Source organism: Carnobacterium sp. (assembly GCF_040274945.1).
In the GTDB taxonomy this organism is placed as follows: Bacteria; Bacillota; Bacilli; order Lactobacillales; family Carnobacteriaceae; genus Carnobacterium_B.
Genome location: NZ_JBEMAR010000010.1, coordinates 33,412 through 50,395 on the forward strand (window position 1 = coordinate 33,412; position 16,984 = coordinate 50,395).

The window sequence follows — 16,984 nt, forward strand, 5'->3', positions numbered from 1 at the left end:
TTTTAGAATAAATCATCAAAATTCATCTCTTCAAGTGAAGTAACTTTATAAACTTGAGCTTCTACAGCAGCATAGTCTAAATATTGATTCGGTGTGATTTTCATAATATCATTAATTTGTTGGTAATAGTGTGTTGGTCTTATTCTTTTCCAACAGAAGCTTGTAACGTAATTCCATAAATCTTCTTCATTTATTTGATGGTAACCCATTTGATTAAACTCTTGCATTTTCAACTTTAACCATGGTTCATACTTAGCATAGTAAGCAAAGGATTCATTGATCAACAGCATGCACTCCTTATCTAAAAACTGTTTTCATTCCCTTTATGTAACTACTACAGAACTTTAAAACAAAATAACATAATTTGTTTTAAAATACAACTATTGCATTAAAAAAAGGATGCTATCAGTTTTAGTCTGATAGCACCCTTTAAGTTCTTAAGTGTAACGATTAAAGTTTTTCGTCAGTATTGTTTTCTACTATATCTTGAGGTGGTGTGTTTGTTCCAAGATCTTCTACAGGAGTTGAAACTCCATTAGTCACTATGCGAGCAATGGCTTTCTTTTCAAATGTTAAAAAGATTCCGTCACAATCAAGTACAACAGTATTATTGGTCGTATTTACTTCATCAATAATCCCATGTAGTCCACCAATTGTTACAACTGAGTCGCCTTTTTTCATAGCATCAAGCATATTTTGTGTTTTTGTAGCAGCTTTTTTTTGCGGGCGAATCATCATAAAATACATCAAACCCATAATCGCAATAAAAGGTACAAAATTAAGAATTAACTCCATTTTTCCACTCCATTCTCCGATTCAATCATCTTTACATTACTTACTTTACCAAACATCTAGTCTTTTTACTATCTCTTAAATAAGATTCTTATAAAACCTTTAGAAATTTCTAGCATTTGGTTTATTATAACCATATTCTTCAAAAAAACTTTCTCTATATTCCAATAAATTATCATCCATAATAGCCTGTCTTACATCTTTCATTACATTTAATAAGAAATACAAATTATGGTAACTAGTCAAACGTAATCCAAATGTTTCATCTGCTTTAATCAAATGACGAATATAAGCTCTTGTATAATTTCGACAAGTGTAGCAATCACATTTATCATCCAAAGGCCCAAAATCGCGTTCATATTGTGCATTTTTAATAACCACTCGACCTTTACTGGTCATACATGTCCCATTACGAGCAATACGAGTAGGCAATACGCAATCAAACATATCGACTCCTCTCATGACACCATCAATCAATGAATCGGCAGTTCCTACGCCCATCAAATAACGCGGTTTATCATCTGGAATAAGAGGTGTAGTATATTCTAATACTTTATTCATACTTTCCTTTGGTTCTCCAACAGATAATCCTCCTATTGAATACCCTGGGAAATCCATTGATATTAAATCACGAGCACTTTGTTGACGAAGTTCTTTAAATCCAGCACCTTGGATAATACCGAATAAACCTTGACGATCAGGATTTGCATGTGCCTTTAAGCCTCTTTCAGCCCAACGACTTGTTCGTTCAACTGATTTTTTTACATAGTCAAAACTTTCGTCAAAAGGCGGACATTCATCAAAACTCATCATAATATCTGGACCAAGTTTATTTTGAATATTAATCGCTTTTTCAGGAGACAAGAACATTTTCGAGCCATTCAAATGGTTTCTAAAATGAACCCCTTCTTCTTCAATCCTGCGCAAATCACTTAATGAAAATACTTGGAATCCGCCTGAATCGGTTAAAATACCTTTGTCCCAATTCATGAACTTGTGCAGTCCGCCGGCTTCTTCAACGATATCTTCACCCGGGCGTAACCATAAATGATACGTATTGCTTAAAATAATATTTGCTCCCATTGACTCTAATTCTTCAGGAGCAATACTTTTTACAGTCGCTAACGTTCCAACTGGCATAAACATAGGCGTTGGAAAAGTTCCGTGAGGAGTGATAATTTCTCCAAGTCTTGCTCCTGTATGTTTTTCTTTTTTTATCAATCGATATTTAATTGCTGGTTCTGACATGTTTCTATTCCTACTTTCATTCTTCTTAAATTACAGATTTTAGTATGAGCTTTTTTTAGATTTTACAATTCCTTAATGCACAGTTTTTAATATTAACTCAATAACATCATTCAAATGAATCGTCAGTCCTTGTTCATCCTCTGAGCATTCTTTTCTAGCTTTATCAACTAAAAGACTCATAATAGCACTATTAAACATAAAAATAATGGTTTCATACTGTTGATCTGTTAATGAATGATCTTTTGAAAACTCTTTTAATTTACTACAGAGTAATTGCTGAATGTATTCTTGTTTATAGTTAAAAATCGATTTCGTTTGTTCATTGCCTACTTCTTTAATCGTACTAAGAACAATTTGGCGATGCCTATCAAAAATATCCGCAATAAAATGACCAGACTGTTGCATTAAATCCGTTGTATCTTTAAAACTCTGAGAAAAAAATTCATCTACTTCATTAGTAATTTGTTTTGTGTGTTGTTTAAAAGCAGTATCCATTAAAACTTGTTTAGATTGAAAATTTTTAAAAATAGTTGTTTCATTAACTTCAGCTTTTTGGGCGATCATCTTTGTTGTAGTACTTTTATAACCCACATGTGAAACTAAATCTAATGCTGCATCAATTATACGTTGCTGCGTTTTTGTTAATGCATCCGCGTTTATATTTGCCACTTAATTATGACCCCCATATTTACCATACTTTTAAACAAGTATGTACTCACTCAATATAATAGTTTATCACATTAATTTTAGAAAACAAGCTATTTTTCAACTTTAAGACACTTTCTTGGTAACCGCTTTCTAATTGTGGTATATTATAAGTGGATAGAGAGACGCTTATATGAGTGAATCAGTTGAATTTCTTTAATGTTTAGAAGTAGAAGAAGCAAAAAAATCAACATTCTGTTTTTAGTTACAAGATTCACTGTCACATTCGTTTAAAAATAAAGCTGTACGTTAAGCAACACAGTAGTTACGCTTTTTAAAAGTTTATAGGCAGTTTAACCAAAGTAGTAAAGAACTGTATGTCGTTTTAAAAGAAGTTCAAGTAACTGTTTGTTTTTAACTATTCACTGATTCGCTCCTATCCTCTCTAAAAACCAATAGAAGTTGGCCTGAAAAGCCAACTTCTATTTTTTTTGGGTTGTATGACAAATAGTGTTGGTGCATCAAACTAAAATTTCTTCTGGAATGAACGGGTTTGCTTGTATAGAGCCATGAGACCGACTGAAGCTTATAATCTTCAGTCTTTCAAGCCTCAAACAAAGCGTAATCGCTGAAGCGTCAACGCTCTGTAATTCGCATTGAATCCTTTAGATGGCTACAAGCAACCCTATTCCTCCAAAAATTTTGTATAATCGATTTTAGAAATCTACCAACACTAAAAATTATAGACCCTTTTTTTGTATTCAGATTAATGAAAGACTTTATTTAACAAACATTGCATCTCCAAAACTAAAGAAACGATATTTTTCATCTACTGCATGTTGATAAGCAGCTAAAACATGCTCTCTTCCTGCAAAAGCACTGACCAACATTACTAATGTTGATTTTGGCAAATGAAAGTTAGTTGAAAAAGCATCTACAACTTTGAATGTATAGCCCGGTGAAATAAAAATATCCGTCCATCCGCTGTCTGCTTTTATTTCTCCATTAAATTTGGTCCCAATCGTTTCTAACGTACGAATAGAGGTTGTCCCCACAGCAACAATTCTACCTCCATTGTTTCGAACAGCTGTTAATTCTGCGGCAGATTCTTCTGTTAAACGATAAAATTCTGAATGCATTTCATGTTCTTCAATCGAATCTACACTCACGGGTCTGAAAGTACCCAGCCCTACATGTAATGTTAAAAAGACCAACTTTACACCTTTTGACTTGATTTGCTCTAGTAATTCTTCTGTAAAATGCAAGCCAGCTGTAGGAGCAGCAGCAGAACCGTTTTCTTTTGCGTACACGGTTTGATAACGTTCACTATCTTCTAATCGTTCTTTGATGTATGGAGGAAGAGGCATTTCCCCTAATGATTCTAAAACTTCTAAAAAGATGCCATCGTAAGAAAAATCAATGATTCTTCCTCCATGAGTTAATTCTTCCATTACAGTCGCAGTCAGTCTTCCATCTCCAAAAGAAATGACATCACCCACTATAGCTTTCTTAGCTGGCTTAACAAGCGTTTCCCATTGATCTTTTTCTGTATTTTTTAATAACAATATTTCAAGATGTGCGCCTGTTGTTGGTTTTACTCCGTGTAACCGTGCTGGAAGTACACGTGTATCATTCATAACCAGTGCATCACCTTCATTAAGTTCCTCAAGGATATCCGTGAAGTGCTTATCGTCAACTTCGCCAGTTTCTTTATCTAAAATTAATAATTTAGAACTTGAGCGATTTTCTAAAGGGGTTTGAGCAATTAATTCTTCTGGTAAATCAAAATCAAAGTCTTTTGTTGTTAACATAGTCATACTCCTAATCTGTATAAGTAATTGGGTAACCGAGATGAGCGTAACCCATATGAGTTACAATTCTTCCACGTGGAGTCCGTTGAAGGAAGCCTGCTTGCAGCAAATAGGGCTCAACCATATCTTCAATGGTTTCAATTTCTTCTCCGATATTAGCTGCAATCGTAGACAACCCTACTGGTCCACCATGATAATTTTCAATCATCGTTTTTAATAATTTTTGATCAACAAAATCTAATCCTTCTTGATCGATTCGTAGCATCGCCAATGCTTCATCTGCTATTTGTTTTTTTATCACACCATTGGATTCTACTTGAGCATAATCCCTTACACGTTTCAACAAGCGGTTTGCTACCCGAGGAGTCCCTCTCGATCGTCTGGCAATTTCGATTGCACCCGATTCGATTATTTCAGTATTAAAGATATCTGCTGAACGCAAAACAATATCACTCAGTTCTTCTACTGTGTAATATTCCATATGCGAGACAATGCCAAAACGGTCCCTTAAAGGAGCTGATAACAATCCTGCTCTTGTTGTTGCACCCACAAGAGTAAAAGGCGGCAACGGGAAGTGAACAGGGTGTGCAGTTGGCCCTTGTCCTACAATGATGTCTACAAAATAATCCTCCATAGCAGAATACAACATTTCTTCAACTAGTCTTGGCATACGATGGATTTCATCTATAAATAGAACGTCACCAGCTTCTAACTCATTCAAAAGAGCAACTAAATCTCCTGCTTTCTCGATTGCAGGACCACTTGTTGTTCGTATTGCTACGTCCATTTCATTTGAAATCACCATTGCCATTGTTGTTTTTCCTAAACCAGGTGGGCCATAAAGTAAGACATGGTCTAGCGCTTCTTCACGATTCTTTGCTGCTTCTATATAAATCGACAATTCTCTTTTTACTTTTTCTTGGCCGATGTATTCCGCTAAATAATGCGGACGTAATGACTTTTCTAACGAAATTTCTTCAGTCGTACTGCTATCACCGGAAATAATGCGTTCTTCTGGATTCATTGTTTTCACCACTTTTCTTTTTTTACACTTTGCTTACTTCTTCATCAATAATCGCAAAGCTTCTCGTAAATAAGCATCTGTTGATTCCTTATTTAATTTACGAATTTGCGGTTCAATTTTTTTGATTTCTTTAGCACTATATCCTAACGCTTCTAGAGCTTCCATTGCTTCAGTAACATGATTGTAATTAGTGGACAACACTAATTCCTGTTGATAATCAGCTGTATTTTCTAATGGCGCAACTGTCAAATCAGCTAATTTCCCTTTTAGATCCAAAACGATTTGTGACGCCGTCTTTTTACCCACTCCTGGAAATTTTGTTAAATAAGCTGCGTCTTCATTTTCGATTGCTTGTACCAGACCTTGATGATTATCATTAGCTAAAATAGCTAATCCACTTTTGGGACCGATACCTGAAACGCTAAGCAATTTTAAGTACAATTGTTTTTCAGTATAATCTTTAAATCCATATAACGTAATGGCATCTTCTCGAACAGCTTGGTGGACATAAATTGTTGCTTCCTCATTTAATTTACTCGAAAACCGAAATGGGTTAGCTATAAACAATTGATACCCTATCCCATTTGTTTCAAGGACAATGTACGCAGGACTAACAAATGTCACTATCCCTTTAATGTATTCATACATATTATTTTCTCCATTCACTCATTCTATCGTTTTACTAGATGCAAAAAGGCACACCTGTTCGCTATTTATTTTACCATATTTGTATCCATAAAAGGAGCTACTGCCTAAAAAAGCCTAGACAAAATAGAAAAGCACTTTCTAAACCGTTTAAACAGTTAGAAAATGCTTTTCCTATTTAACTTACTACATTAAGCAAATAATTTGCGGTAACTGTCGTACCCTTCTTCTTCTAACTTATCCACTGGTACAAATCTTAGAGCTGCTGAATTGATACAGTAGCGTAAACCACCCTGATCTTGAGGACCATCTGTAAAAATATGGCCTAAGTGAGAGTCGGATTCTGAGCTTCTTACTTCAGTACGATGCATGCCGAATTTTGTATCCATTTTTTCAATAACTTCTTTTTCTTCAATTGGTTTTGTAAATGATGGCCAACCGCATCCTGCATCATATTTATCATTTGAAGAGAATAATGGTTTTCCACTGATAATGTCTACAAAAATACCATCTTTATAAAAGTCGTCGTATTCACCTGTAAATGGACGTTCAGTAGCTTCATTTTGAGTTACTTCATATTGAATATCAGTTAACTTATTCTTTAATTCGTTTTTATCATAGCTGTTCATGAAAATCCTCCTTTTTGATTCTACTTTCATTCTACACTTTTTAAAGAATTGCTTCAATTCATTGAATTCAATTTATTGAATTCAATGAGGGTCTTGGATACGTTTGAACATTTTTTCCATATCTTTATTGGTAAAATGAATCAACACCGGTCTTCCATGCGGGCAATTATATGGGTTTTCTGTCTTCCTTAAGTCTTTTAATAACGCTCTGGCTTCCGCATCATTTAAATAATGATTTGCTTTGATTGAGCCTTTACAACTCATCATAATGGCTGTAGCTTCTCTAAACTTAGCAACACTTACACTGCCTTGCTCCAACAACAGATCAATCATTTCTCTTACGATGCTCTCTTCTTCGCCTTGGTTGAACCATACAGGATGACTTCTTAGTAGAAAACTATTTTGGCCAAATGGTTCTAAGAAAATACCCACAGTCTCCAATGCATCATTGTTTTCTTTGATCTTGATTGCATCGCTATTTGGGTAATCTAGCATTATAGGTACCAATAAATCCTGTAAATCATTACTGACTTCACCAATTTTTTTTCGGAAGTATTCGTACTTTATTCTCTCTTGAGCGGCATGCTGATCCAAAATATACAACCCTTTTTCATTTTGCGCAAATAAATACGTTCCATGCATTTGACCAACATATTCTAACGTCGGAAATTGGTCAACAGATTCAGTAGAGAACCTTTTTTTCTCCATTAATTTGCTTGCTGTTTTTAATGGCGATTCTTGGTGGTAATCAACTAATTCACTAACTTGTTCATTTTGGGCCTCTCCACCATGACTTTCTTGCGGAACATATTCAAATGGAGTCTCTTGAGTATTTTCTTGCAAGAAAAACGGATCTTCCTCAGTCTCGTCTACACTATCCTTTTCAAAAAATCTAGATTGATGATGAGCATTATAAGAGGTTGAAGATGAATAATTATTTTCGGACTCTTTATTGTTTTCATTTTTTACTTCTGGGTTTCTTTCTTGATGAAACTGAAACGTTGTCTGTTCAGTTTCCACCATCGGCAAGTCTGTTTTCTTTTTAAAAGATAAATTTTCTAAAGCATCCGGGATAAGTTGTTCTTTACTTAGACTCTCATGAATAGCGGACTCTATCAATTGCATCAATTCTTTTTCTTTACTAATGCGAACTTCTTGCTTTGTCGGATGCACATTTACATCTACTAACAAAGGATCCATATCAATTTCAATAGCAGCAACCGGATAGCGTCCAACCATAAGTTTAGACCGGTAACCCGAGATAATAGCTTTATTCAATAAATAATTCTTAATATAGCGTCCATTTATAATAATAGAGATGTAATTTCGACTTGCTCTTGTGAGTTCGGGTAATGAAATAAAACCCGACACTCTAAAATCCAAATCTTCTTTCTTTATTTCTCTCATTTTTTTGGCTGTAGCAACTCCATAAATACCTGCTAGAGTTTGTTTCAGATCGCCATTCCCAGCTGTTCGCAACAACTGATTGCCATCATGAACCAAGCGAAAAGCAATATTCGGGTGACTAATAGCCATTCGATTGACAATATCTGTCACATTCGACAGTTCTGTTTGCAAGCTCTTTACGTATTTTAATCGTGCAGGCGTATTAAAAAAAAGGTTTTCTATTGTGATCTTACTTCCTTTTCTTGCTTCATTCGCTTTTTCCTCAATAATTTTACCGCCTTTTAAAGAAAGGTACGTTCCACGTTCTCCACCGATCGACGTTTCTAGTGTAACCTCTGAAACAGACGCAATACTGGGCAGAGCCTCTCCACGAAATCCAAGTGTACGAATTCGGAAAAGATCATCACGAGAATAGATTTTACTTGTTGCATGTCGTTTGAATGCATTTTGAACTTCTTCTGGTTCGATACCTAGTCCATTGTCAATGATCTGTATTTTTTTCAATCCAGCTTCTTCGATAAGAATGTCAATCTGGCTGCTTTCTGCATCAATTGCATTTTCAATCAATTCTTTCACTACTGAAGCAGGTCGCTCAATTACTTCGCCAGCCGCGATTTGATTAGCTAATACATCTGAGAGTTCTTGAATTTTTGCCATCTTTTCCATTCCTTCCTACTAACTATAATCAGTTCAATTTCTGTTGCCATTCACTAATGCAATTCAATGCTTCTAAAGGAGTCATTGTTAATAAATTCATCTTTCGAACAGCTTTAACGACTTCAGCCTCTGAATCTTCAAGCAGCCCGAATAAAGAAAGCTGTCCTTCATCCTTCTCTTCAACTTTTCCTTTTTGAGAAGATTTACTTGAAATTGACGTTTCGTTAGCTGAATCTATTTGAGTAGAGCGATTCAACACGATTTCTTCTTTTTGCTCCAGTTGTTCTAAAATAATAGCAGCACGTGAAAGTAAATCATTAGGAAGTCCAGCAAGTTTAGCTACTTGTATCCCATAGCTTTTATCTGCAGGACCAGGAAGCATTTTGTGCAAAAAAACTAATTCTCCCTCTTCTTCTACTGCTCCTACATGGACATTTGTTAAGCGAGGCAGTCGTTCATCTAACACTGTTAACTCATGGTAATGGGTTGAAAATAACGTTTTTGCATGGACATTTTCATGAATGTATTCAATAATAGCTTCTGCTAAAGCCATGCCGTCATATGTGGCTGTTCCACGTCCAATTTCATCAAATAAAATCAAGCTGTTCTTAGAAGCGTAACGCAAAGCTTCGTTCGCTTCCATCATTTCGACCATAAAGGTACTTTGACCTGCAATTAAATCATCCGCTGCTCCAATACGAGTAAATATCTGATCAAATATCGGCATTGTCGCTTTATCAGCAGGAACAAAACAGCCCATTTGAGCCATAATAACGGTTAAGGCTAATTGCCTCATATACGTACTTTTACCAGACATATTCGGACCAGTAATAAGTAAAATTTCATTATCTTGATCCATTTCAACACTATTTGGTACATACGTTTGTTGCCCCAAAACTTTTTCTACAACGGGATGTCTTCCTTCTATCAAACTGATTTCTTGACTATTAGCGGCCATTAAAGGACGAGTATAATGGTATTTTTCACTTATCGTTGCAAAACTCTGTAACACATCAATAGCGGCTACCGTTTTGGCCAGTTTTTGCAATCGTTCAATATAATTTTTAATCGTTTCTCTAACTTCAGCAAATAAGGTGTATTCTAGAAGCATAGATTTTTCTTCAGCTTCTAGAATCAAAATTTCTTTTTCCTTTAATTCTGGAGTAATAAACCGTTCAGCATTTGCTAAAGTTTGTTTTCGTTCGTAACGCCCTTCAGGCAAATTAGCAAGATTAGCTTTAGTTATCTCAATATAGTAACCAAAGATACGGTTGTAGCCAATTTTTAAATTTTTAATGCCTGTTGCTGCTTTTTCTTCAGCCTCTAACTGAGCGATCCATTTTTTACCATTACGCATAGCATCACGGTAAGTATCCAATTGTTCATTGAACCCATCTTTAATGACTCCACCATCTTTTATCGAAAGAGGAGCATTTTCATCTATTGCTTGATTAATCAACTGAACAACTTCAGGGACTTGGTCTAAGTCGGTAATCAATTTATCCCATTCGCCCTTATTCATCAACTGTATAATCTCAATCAACTGAGGGATTTGTAGTAACGAGGTTTGTAATTGTATCAAGTCACGTCCATTAACATTCCCAAATGCTACCCTTCCAGCTAACCTTTCTAAATCATATACTCTCGTCAATGCTTCATTTAAGTCTGTTCTTTCAAAAAAATGATTGATTAAACTTTCAACAATATTCTGTCTCATCGTGATCTGTTGTTCTTGAATAAGAGGCCGATCAATCCATTGCTTTAAAAGTCTTCCTCCCATTGCTGTTTTGGTTTCATCCAGCAACCACAAAAGAGTTCCTTTTTTTTGTCCTGTGCGAATCGAAGAAACCAATTCTAAATTATGCTTAGAGTAATGATCCATTTTCAAATAATTAGTAGGAGAATAAACTTCTACTTTTTGTAGGTGACCTAAATTTCGTTTTTGGGTAACGTATAAATAAGAAAACAATAATTTCACAACATCAATCAATCCACTGTCCTCTATCTCACTTGTGAGGTAAGAAAATTCTGCACGTTCAATCATTTCTTTTTGAGTAGATACCATGATGCCTAATTTTGTCTCTAATTCTGCTTGTACATCTACTTCCATTGCTTCTTTAAAAACAACTTCTTTTGCTTTTAAACTCATTAGTTCACTCATTACTGCTTCCAATGAATTTAATTTTGTCGTTTTTAATTCTCCTGTACTTAAATCAGCATACGCTAAATGATAGTGACCTGTATTGGTACTCATTAGAGCAGCTAAATAATTATTTGTTTTAGCATCCATAGATTTTGTATCCATAGCTGTTCCAGGTGTAATTAACTGAACGACTTCTCTTTTCACCATACCTTTTGCGGTTTTTGGATCTTCTACTTGTTCACAAATGGCTACTTTGTATCCTCGTTCTATTAAACTATCAATGTACCCTTTTGCTGCATGATAAGGAACCCCACACATTGGGATCGGTTCATCTGCATTACGGTTCCGACTCGTTAACGTAACTTCTAAAAGTTGAGAAGCTTTAATAGCATCTTCATTAAATAGTTCATAAAAATCTCCCAAGCGATAAAACAAAAAAGCATCTGGGTAATTTGCCTTTATCCCTAGATACTGTTCCATCATAGGCGTTTGTTTTGTTTTTTGTGGCACTTTTCCCGCCCCCTTGTGGTTAATTGGTGTTCAGCAACCTTGTATTCTCTTTATTCAAAACCGCCATTAAACGGACGATCTTCATTGATCACAATATTTTCAATTTTTTTAGCTTCACCTGTACTATCGTCAATATCAATAAAACAGCCCGATAGAATTTTTCTTCCTTCTTTTGGAACTTCAAAACGTGTTGGCATCTGCGTCAAAAATTTTCTTAAAACAGCATCACGATCCATACCTAATGATTCATCATATGGTCCAGTCATTCCAGCATCCGTTAAATAAGCTGTTCCATTTGGTAAAATACGTGCATCATTCGTCTGCACATGAGTATGTGTTCCGACTACTGCTGATACTCTACCATCTAGATACCATCCCATTGACTGCTTCTCACTAGTTGTTTCTGCATGGAAATCAACAAAGATCAATGGTGTACGTTTCAACGCTTCTTCAACTAGTTCATCAGCTTTTCTAAAGGGATCATCAACATCCGTCATGAACACTCGGCCATGTAAATTAATAACAGCCAGTTCAAGTTGATTGACCTTTATATAGGAAATTCCTTTTCCAGGTGTACCTTCTGGATAATTAGCCGGTCGAATCATTTTTTTAGCATCTTCAATAAATTCAAAAATATCTCGGTTATCCCAAGTATGATTTCCCATTGTTACGATATCCACACCATCTTGTAAAAAACCTTTATAAATTTTTTCTGTAATTCCACGACCTGCTGCTGCATTTTCTCCATTTAAAATAGTGACTTGTGGTTTATACATCTTTTTCAATTTAGGTAAGTAATCATGAACCATTTCGCGGCCCATCGAACCTACAACATCTCCAATAAATAATAATTTCATTCAATTATTCCTCTTCTCTTTATCATCTTCTATATTTTAACAATAAACGGCCTGAAATAAAAGCTGGCCTTTTCATTTTATTTACCTGCTCACTTGTTTAACACTCATTTTCAACAACTGGCAACAAAAAAACGATCTGAGTCAGATTCACATCGACTCAGATCGGCTTCTATACTACTATTTATTTAGCGTATTCTATGGTTCTTGTTTCTCGAATAACCGTGATTTTAATATGTCCTGGATAATCCAGTTCACTTTCAATACGGTTTCTAACATCACGCGCTAGCTTACTTGCGGCTAAATCATCAAGTTTTTCAGGTTTGACCATGATGCGTATTTCACGACCAGCTTGTATTGCAAAACTTTGTTCCACTCCTTCGAAATCATTAGAAATACTTTCTAATTTTTCAAGTCGGTGAATATAATTTTCAAGTGACTCGCTTCTTGCACCTGGACGTGCCGCAGATATTGCGTCGGCTGAAGCAACTAAAACAGAAATGACAGATGTCGCTTCTACATCACCATGATGTGAAGCAATTGCATTAACAACTGTTTCATTCTCTTTATACTTCATCCCAATTTCCGCGCCAATTTCAACATGTGATCCTTCAACTTCATGATCCAATGCTTTACCAATATCGTGAAGTAGACCTGCTCGCTTAGCTAATGTAACGTCTTCTCCTAATTCAGCAGCCATCACACCAGCTAATTTAGCCACTTCAATAGAGTGACTTAAAACATTTTGACCATAACTTGTTCTAAATTTTAGACGTCCTAAAATTTTGATCAAATCTGGGTGTAAGGAATGTACTCCTACATCAAAAGTAGCTTGTTCTCCAATTTCTCTGATTCTTTCATCCATTTCCTTACGTGATTTTTCTACCATCTCTTCAATTCGAGCTGGATGAATCCGTCCATCTTGGATTAGTTTTTCAAGAGTCATTCGAGCAATTTCACGACGTATCGGATCAAATCCACTAAGTACAACCGCTTCTGGTGTATCATCTATAATTAGATCCATACCCGTTAGGGTCTCCAGTGCTCTGATGTTACGCCCTTCGCGGCCTATAATACGACCTTTCATTTCATCGTTAGGTAGCGTTACAACGGATACTGTCGTTTCTGAAACTTGATCAGCTGCAGAACGTTGAATGGCTAGCGCAATTAAATTTTTAGCTTTTCGATCTGCTTCTTCTTTTGCTTTTTGTTCAGAATCTTTTACCATTACAGCTAATTCATGAGACAATTCATTTTCTGTTTCTTTTAAAATCAATTGTCTTGCTTCTTCTCGTGATAAAGCCGCAACTCGTTCCAATTCATTTTCTTGTTGTTCGACTAACTCAATGGCTTTCTTCTCTAAATCGTTAACATGTAGTTGTCTAGAACTTAATTTCTCTTCATTCGCCTCAAGTGTGTGTTCACGCTTTTCTAAGCTGTCGTTTTTGCGATCAATGTTATCTTCACGTTGCAACAAACGATTTTCTTGTCTTAGAACTTCATTTCTTCTCTCTTTCAGCTCTGCTTCAATTTCAGTTCGATATTTGTGGCTTTCATCCTTCGCTTCTAACATCGCTTCCTTTTTCATGGTTTCTGCTTCTCTTTTTGCTTCTTCCAATATTCCAGTTGCAGTGTTTCTAGCACCAGCTAGTTCTTTTTCGTGGCTTGCTTTGCGGACGAGATATCCAACAATAAGACCGACAACTAAAGTAACGATAGCGAAGGCAACACTTTTAAAATCCATTCTTCCACCTCCGTATCATTTATTTAATTTGTCATTTAATATTTATCCATTATTTGGTAGAACAAGAATAGCTTTATACCAATAAAACCTACCCGTTATCTAATTTTAAATTAATAGATATCTTAATTTTAATTGTAGTGAAGAGACATGTCAACTTAAATAATGGTTTTGTAGCCCTTTCATAAACTTTCATTGTGTTAATCCAATTCATTTACGAATCCTTTTTCATCCATTTTTAGTAAAATATTTTCAAAAAAAAGCCAACCAGCGTCTAAGCTTATTGGCTTTTCTCTATCTTCTAGTTCATTTAATCTTCTAATAAATCAGTTTCAGACTCTTCTACTACTTCACCAGCTTCTCCAATACCATAAGCTGCACGAACTTTTTGTTCTACTTCAGCTCTTAATTCAGGATTGTCTTTGAAGAATTTTTTTGCATTTTCTCGCCCTTGGCCAATTCGTTCGCCACCATAAGAGTACCATGCACCTGCCTTATCAATGATATCTTTATCTGATCCCATATCTACAAGTTCTCCTACTTGAGAAATACCTTCACCATACATGATATCTACTTCAGCTACTCTAAAAGGTGGAGCAACTTTATTCTTAACTACTTTAATTTTTGTGCGATTCCCCATAATATCTGTACCTTGTTTAATTTGTTCAGCTCTTCTAACTTCCAAACGAATCGTAGCATAGAATTTCAAAGCACGTCCACCTGGCGTGATTTCTGGGTTACCAAACATAACACCAACTTTTTCACGAATTTGGTTGATAAATAAAGCAATCGTTTTTGTTTTGTTGATTGAACCAGATAATTTACGTAAAGCTTGAGACATCAAACGAGCTTGTAACCCTACATGAGAGTCTCCCATTTCTCCTTCAATTTCCGCACGTGGTACTAATGCAGCAACCGAGTCAATGACAACAATATCCACTGCTCCACTGGAAACCAATGCATCTGCAATTTCCAAACCTTGTTCACCTGTATCTGGTTGAGATAATAGCAATTCGTCAATATCTACTCCAAGTGCAGCTGCGTATTTTGGATCCAATGCATTTTCAGCATCAATAAATGCAGCAATTCCGCCTTGTTTTTGAACCTCAGCAACAGCATGCAAAGCTACCGTTGTTTTACCTGAACTTTCAGGACCATATACTTCAATAATTCTTCCTCTAGGAAATCCGCCGACTCCCAAAGCTACATCTAATGCTAATGATCCACTAGGGACTGTAGAAATACGCGTATCAACTTTTTCTCCAAGTTTCATAACGGAACCTTTACCAAAGTTCTTTTCAATCTTTTTTAACGCTGCATCTAATGCTTGTTTACGATCGTCTGCCATTAAATAAATCCTCCTCAAGTCTCTTTTATTATTTAATTAATCATTCATATTTTCATCTGCTACAAACATTATCATACCTTTTTTTTATAAAAAAAGCAAGAAAAAAGCGAACAAACATTCGGTCTTTTTTAATCGATTGATTTCTTATTTTCATTTTACAAAACTTTTTGTTCTATAGGCAAATCTAGTAACACTCTTCGAATCAAATCTAATCCGGACATGATCGATTTTTCTCGATTATTTTCACGCCCTTTACCAAAGTGATACTCTTTAGCAAATGCTGTTTCTTTAGTAGCAATACCAATCCATACAGTTCCTACTTCTTTATTTTCCAATTTATCTGGGCCTGCAACTCCTGTAAAGGAGATAGCCAAATCTGTATCAAACATCTCTTGTGCTTTTTTTGCCATTTCTATCGCACACTCAGCACTGACTACACCAAACTCTTCAATTGTTTTTTTTGTAACGCCTAAAATAGTTGTTTTTGCATCATTACTATAAGTTACAATTCCACCTTTGAAATAGTCACTTGCACCTGAAACACTTGTTATAAGGTGTTGAAAAGAACCACCAGTCAAGCTCTCAGCAGCTGTAAGTGTCAGATTTTGTTCGTTTAATAAATCTGTAACTATATTTACTAAACGTCTATCCTCTCCATACCCATAAAAATAGCCACCTATGCGTTGTTGGATGGTAGCTTCCACCTTATCCAATAAGAAATGACATGCTTCCTCAGTGCTTCCGTTTGCTGTTAAACGTAAGGTTACTTCATGCTTCCCAGCATATGTAGCAAGAGTAGGATTTTTTTGCTCTTCTATCAAATCATCTAATTCAGCAGCTACTTGAGATTCTCCAATACCAAAGAAACGTAAAACTCTTGATACAAGATGGTTTTCATTTGGACGTCCGTCCATTAGCAATGGCCTTACTTCTTTTATAAACATAGGTTCTAACTCACTAGGTGGACCTGGTAATAATAAAAAGGCTTGTTTGTCTTGATTTAAAAGCATCCCTGCTGCAAGTCCTGTTTCATTTTTTAAAACAGTAGATCCCTCAATCACCATGGCCTGCAATCGATTGTTTTCTGTCATTACTCGTTTGCTATTTTCAAAAAAATTACTTATTTTATCCATAGTACTTGTATCTAAAATTAGTTTTTTATTTAAATGTTCAGCCAATACTTGTTTTGTAATGTCATCTTTCGTAGGTCCAAGACCACCTGAAAGGATAACTAAATCACTTCTTTTTTCTGCCACTTGTATAACTTCTAATAATCGTTTCGGATTGTCTCCAACCACTACTTGGTGATAAACATCTATCCCTAATAATGATAGTTCGCGAGAGAGAAAAGAAGCATTGGTGTTTACTACTTGTCCCATTAAAAGTTCTGTTCCAACTGCTATGATTTCAGCGTTCATCTTACTTCACTCCTAATTCTATAATACGCGAATTCTGTTCCGCAACTTTTATTTGACTTACCTTAAGAACCATAAAAGACTAGTTACTGCCTTCCTATTTTACCATACTTTT

The 16,984-nt window shown here is 35.5% G+C and carries 14 protein-coding genes; all 14 read right to left on the reverse strand.

Annotated features, from left to right (window positions below; all coding sequences use genetic code 11):
* Positions 1 to 2: 2 nt before the first annotated feature.
* Positions 3 to 284 (reverse strand): post-transcriptional regulator, encoded by a 282-nt coding sequence (locus ABS916_RS10845; RefSeq protein WP_350451915.1) that lies wholly within the window; start codon positions 282 to 284, stop codon positions 3 to 5.
* Positions 285 to 450: 166 nt separating this feature from the next.
* The gene (gene yajC / locus ABS916_RS10850; protein ID WP_350451916.1) at positions 451 to 795 is read right to left on the reverse strand and encodes a preprotein translocase subunit YajC; all 345 of its coding nucleotides are present in this window, start codon (positions 793 to 795) and stop codon (positions 451 to 453) included.
* Between the two features lie 99 nt (positions 796 to 894).
* Positions 895 to 2,040 (reverse strand): tRNA guanosine(34) transglycosylase Tgt, encoded by a 1,146-nt coding sequence (gene tgt / locus ABS916_RS10855; RefSeq protein WP_350451917.1) that lies wholly within the window; start codon positions 2,038 to 2,040, stop codon positions 895 to 897.
* Between the two features lie 72 nt (positions 2,041 to 2,112).
* On the reverse strand, positions 2,113 to 2,709 hold the full coding sequence (locus ABS916_RS10860) for a TetR/AcrR family transcriptional regulator (protein ID WP_350451918.1): 597 nt from the start codon (positions 2,707 to 2,709) through the stop codon (positions 2,113 to 2,115).
* A 755-nt stretch (positions 2,710 to 3,464) separates the two neighbouring features.
* Positions 3,465 to 4,496: a tRNA preQ1(34) S-adenosylmethionine ribosyltransferase-isomerase QueA gene (gene queA / locus ABS916_RS10865; RefSeq protein ID WP_350451919.1), complete on the reverse strand. Its 1,032-nt coding sequence runs from the start codon at positions 4,494 to 4,496 to the stop codon at positions 3,465 to 3,467.
* A gap of 10 nt (positions 4,497 to 4,506) precedes the next feature.
* Entirely contained in the window at positions 4,507 to 5,520 is a 1,014-nt protein-coding gene (gene ruvB / locus ABS916_RS10870; RefSeq protein WP_350451920.1) for a Holliday junction branch migration DNA helicase RuvB, read from the reverse strand.
* A 33-nt stretch (positions 5,521 to 5,553) separates the two neighbouring features.
* Positions 5,554 to 6,168 carry a Holliday junction branch migration protein RuvA gene (gene ruvA, locus ABS916_RS10875; protein WP_350451921.1) on the reverse strand — a complete coding sequence of 205 codons (615 nt, stop codon included), beginning with the start codon at positions 6,166 to 6,168 and terminating at the stop codon, positions 5,554 to 5,556.
* A gap of 188 nt (positions 6,169 to 6,356) precedes the next feature.
* The gene (gene msrB / locus ABS916_RS10880; protein ID WP_350451922.1) at positions 6,357 to 6,794 is read right to left on the reverse strand and encodes a peptide-methionine (R)-S-oxide reductase MsrB; all 438 of its coding nucleotides are present in this window, start codon (positions 6,792 to 6,794) and stop codon (positions 6,357 to 6,359) included.
* 81 nt (positions 6,795 to 6,875) lie between these two features.
* A complete protein-coding gene (gene mutL / locus ABS916_RS10885; RefSeq protein WP_350451923.1) occupies positions 6,876 to 8,858 on the reverse strand; it encodes a DNA mismatch repair endonuclease MutL in 1,983 nt (660 codons plus the stop codon).
* A gap of 28 nt (positions 8,859 to 8,886) precedes the next feature.
* A complete protein-coding gene (mutS, locus tag ABS916_RS10890) occupies positions 8,887 to 11,511 on the reverse strand; it encodes a DNA mismatch repair protein MutS (RefSeq protein WP_350451924.1) in 2,625 nt (874 codons plus the stop codon).
* A gap of 50 nt (positions 11,512 to 11,561) precedes the next feature.
* Complete coding sequence (locus ABS916_RS10895; protein ID WP_013710323.1) at positions 11,562 to 12,368, reverse strand: TIGR00282 family metallophosphoesterase; 807 nt, start codon at positions 12,366 to 12,368, stop codon at positions 11,562 to 11,564.
* Between the two features lie 181 nt (positions 12,369 to 12,549).
* The gene (gene rny, locus ABS916_RS10900; protein WP_350451925.1) at positions 12,550 to 14,109 is read right to left on the reverse strand and encodes a ribonuclease Y; all 1,560 of its coding nucleotides are present in this window, start codon (positions 14,107 to 14,109) and stop codon (positions 12,550 to 12,552) included.
* Positions 14,110 to 14,416: 307 nt separating this feature from the next.
* Complete coding sequence (gene recA, locus ABS916_RS10905; protein ID WP_350451926.1) at positions 14,417 to 15,454, reverse strand: recombinase RecA; 1,038 nt, start codon at positions 15,452 to 15,454, stop codon at positions 14,417 to 14,419.
* A gap of 155 nt (positions 15,455 to 15,609) precedes the next feature.
* A complete protein-coding gene (locus tag ABS916_RS10910) occupies positions 15,610 to 16,872 on the reverse strand; it encodes a competence/damage-inducible protein A (RefSeq protein ID WP_350451927.1) in 1,263 nt (420 codons plus the stop codon).
* Positions 16,873 to 16,984: the final 112 nt, after the last annotated feature.